The following is a 3,037-nucleotide window of genomic DNA, read 5'->3' as shown; positions in this document are numbered from 1 at the left end:
GGTCGGCTTCTACCTCACCAACAAGCTGATAGGCCGCGGGCTCATCCTTCACCGCCGGAGCTTTCAACCCACCGAGATGCCTCGGCGAGTGTTATCCGGTATTAGACCCCGTTTCCAGGGCTTGTCCCAGAGTGAAGGGCAGATTGCCCACGTGTTACTCACCCGTTCGCCACTAATCCACCCCGAAGGGCTTCATCGTTCGACTTGCATGTGTTAAGCACGCCGCCAGCGTTCGTCCTGAGCCAGGATCAAACTCTCCGTGAATGTATTCCCGTAATCGGGATGACACCACGAGAGCGGAACAGTCGAGCGGAATAAGCCCGATCGTTCACAGCGTCCTCGCTGTGCGCCTACCAGGTGTTAGCCCGGCAGGACTTTTTCAAAGGAACCTCCACCCACCACATAATGCGATGGACGGGGTATCAACATATCTGGCGTTGATTTTTGGCACGCTGTTGAGTTCTCAAGGAACGGATGCTTCCTTTGTACTCACCCTCTCGGGCTTTCCTCCGGGCTTCCCTTCGGTCTTGCGTTTCCGACTCTATCAGACCGTTTTCCGATCCGATTTCCTCGGTGCTTTCCAGGTTTTCGCTTTCGCGTTTCCCTTTCCGGCGGTTCCGACTCTATCAGATCCTTTCGGGCCTGATTCCCGGTCAGAGCGGGTTGTCTTCCCGGCTGTTGGGCCGTTCCGACGAGTGAGACTTTAGCGGAATCCTGGCCCCCGAGCTAATCGGGGTCGCGCCCTTTCGAACGCTGATTCCTCATTTCGCAAACGCGCATGAAAACGGTCCGACGACGGATCGTCGATCGCTGTGTGCTTGTTGCGGAATGGCTGTCCGGGGACCAACCGAAGTCGGCGCTCACGTCGGACAACTCGGAGAACACTACGTAGGGGTCCAGGGCGTGTCAACTTGACGCCGGGAGCCGCCCTGGAGGCGTACCCTCGGGGCCATGACTACGCACGCGTGCACCCAGCTGTGGTGGGCCGCCTGACGGCGGCCGTACATACGCGTGTACTCAACGGCCGCCGCCTCGGCGGCCGTTCTTGTTTCTCCCTCCTGGAGCGCCGGCCGGCGGTGGTGGCGGCCTCGACCAGGAGGTAGAGGAATGAAGCGGGTCTTCAGCGGGGTCAAGCCGACCGGGCATCTGACGTTGGGGAACTACCTGGGGGCGATGCGGCGCTGGAGTGCGGTCGATCAGCACGAGGCCGACGCGCTGTTCTGCATCGTCGACCTGCACGCGCTGACCGTGGACCACGATCCCGGCCGGGTGCGCAGGCTCAGTAGGCAGGCGGCCACGCTGCTGCTGGCCGCGGGGCTCGATCCGAAGCTGTGCACCGTCTTCGCCCAGAGTCATGTGGATGAGCACGCGCGACTGTCGTACCTGCTGGAGTGTGTGGCCACGGACGGCGAGATGCGGCGGATGATCCAGTACAAGGAGAAGGCCGCGGTCGAGCGCGCGCGGGGCGGGAGTGTGCGGCTGTCGCTGCTGACGTATCCCGTGCTGATGGCGGCGGACATCCTGGCGTACGGGACCGACGAGGTGCCGGTGGGCGACGACCAGGCGCAGCACGTGGAGCTGGCACGGGATCTGGCGGTGCGGTTCAACCAGCGGTACGGGCACACGTTCGTGGTGCCGCGGGCCACGCTTCCGAAGGTGGCGACTCGGGTCATGAACCTGCAGGAGCCGACGTCGAAGATGGGGAAGTCCGACGACGTGGGGCCCGGGATCGTCTATCTGCTCGACGAGCCCGAGGTGATCCGGAAGAAGGTCATGCGGGCCGTGACCGACAGCGGGCGGGACGTGGCGTACGACCGGGAGGCCCGGCCCGGGGTCTCGAATCTGCTGGAGATTCTCGCGGCGTGTGGAAGTGGGAACCCGGAGGCCTTGGCCGGTGTATATGAGTCGTACGGATCTTTGAAGAAGGACACCGCCGAGGCCGTGGTGGAGCTCCTCAGGCCCGTACAGCAGAGGCACAAGGAGTTGTGCGCGGATCCTGCGTACGTGGAGGGGGTGTTGCAGGAGGGTGCGGCGAAGGCCAGGGAGATGGCGAGGCCGAGGGTGGACGCGGCGTACCGGGCGATCGGGCTGCTGCCGGCGATGTGACGAGGAGCGGTGGGGCCGGAGGCGGGTCCGGCCCCGGGCCTCCTAGCTGTTGCCGGAGGCCAGTTCGCGGCTGCGGTCGCGGGCTGCTTCGAGGGCGGCGATGAGGGCTGCTCGTACGCCGTGGTTCTCCAGTTCGCGGATGGCGTTGATCGTGGTGCCCGCGGGGGACGTGACGTTCTCGCGGAGCTTCACGGGGTGCTCGCCGCTGTCGCGGAGCATCACGGCGGCGCCGATCGCGGACTGGACGATGAGGTCGTGGGCCTTGTCGCGGGGCAGGCCGAGCAGGATGCCGGCGTCGGTCATGGCCTCGACCAGGTAGAAGAAGTACGCCGGACCCGAGCCGGAGAGGGCGGTGCAGGCGTCCTGCTGGGACTCGGGGACGCGGAGGGTCTTGCCGACCGCGCCGAAGATCTCCTCGGCATGGGCGAGGTGCTCGGCGGTGGCGTGGCTGCCGGCGGAGATGACGGACATGGCCTCGTCGACGAGGGCGGGGGTGTTCGTCATGACACGGACGACGGGGGTGCCCTGGGCGAGGCGCTCCTCGAAGAAGGAGGTGGGGATGCCCGCGGCGCCGCTGATGACCAGGCGGTCGGTGGGGACGTGCGGGGCGAGTTCGTCGAGGAGGGTGCCCATGTCCTGGGGCTTGACCGTGAGGATCAGGGTGTCGGCACTCTTGGCCGCCTCGGCGTTGGTGACCGGGGTGACGCCGTGTCGCTCCTGGAGTTCCTTGGCGCGTTCGGGGCGGCGGGCCGTGACCAAGAGGTCGGCGGGGTCCCAGCCGGCTCGGATCATTCCGCTGAGCAGGGCCTCGCCGATCTTGCCGGTGCCGAGCACTGCGACTTTCTGGGTCATGTTCGGTTGCCCTCCGGGGGTGCGTCGTCCGAGGCCCATCCTCGCACCGGGGGCGTGGGGGTGGGCCGCGTTGTCCGGT

2 protein-coding genes and 1 rRNA gene are annotated in these 3,037 nt (G+C 66.1%); 1 reads left to right on the top strand and 2 read right to left on the bottom strand.

Annotated elements, in window-relative coordinates:
* Positions 1–264, bottom strand: a 16S ribosomal RNA gene (locus AOK17_RS51845); the annotation flags it as partial.
* A gap of 843 nt (positions 265–1,107) precedes the next feature.
* On the opposite strand from AOK17_RS51845, the gene trpS reads away from it, so the two are divergent.
* Entirely contained in the window at positions 1,108–2,106 is a 999-nt protein-coding gene (gene trpS / locus AOK17_RS46185) for a tryptophan--tRNA ligase (RefSeq protein WP_055618633.1), read from the top strand.
* A 42-nt stretch (positions 2,107–2,148) separates the two neighbouring features.
* On the opposite strand, the gene proC is transcribed toward trpS, so the two are convergent.
* The gene (gene proC / locus AOK17_RS46180) at positions 2,149–2,958 is read right to left on the bottom strand and encodes a pyrroline-5-carboxylate reductase (protein WP_055618632.1); all 810 of its coding nucleotides are present in this window, start codon (positions 2,956–2,958) and stop codon (positions 2,149–2,151) included.
* Between the last annotated feature and the right edge of the window lie 79 nt (positions 2,959–3,037).

Source organism: Streptomyces phaeochromogenes, from assembly GCF_001418655.1.
GTDB lineage: Bacteria > Actinomycetota > Actinomycetes > Streptomycetales > Streptomycetaceae > Streptomyces > Streptomyces phaeochromogenes.
Note: the sequence above shows the minus strand (reverse complement) of the source record. Positions and strands in the feature narration are given on the sequence as shown.

Bases quoted from the DNA above. Each gene is read 5' to 3' on its own strand.
- trpS (WP_055618633.1), top strand. From the start codon at position 1,108: ATGAAGCGGGTCTTCAGCGGGGTCAAGCCGACCGGGCATCTGACGTTG.
- proC (WP_055618632.1), bottom strand. From the start codon at position 2,958: ATGACCCAGAAAGTCGCAGTGCTCGGCACCGGCAAGATCGGCGAGGCC.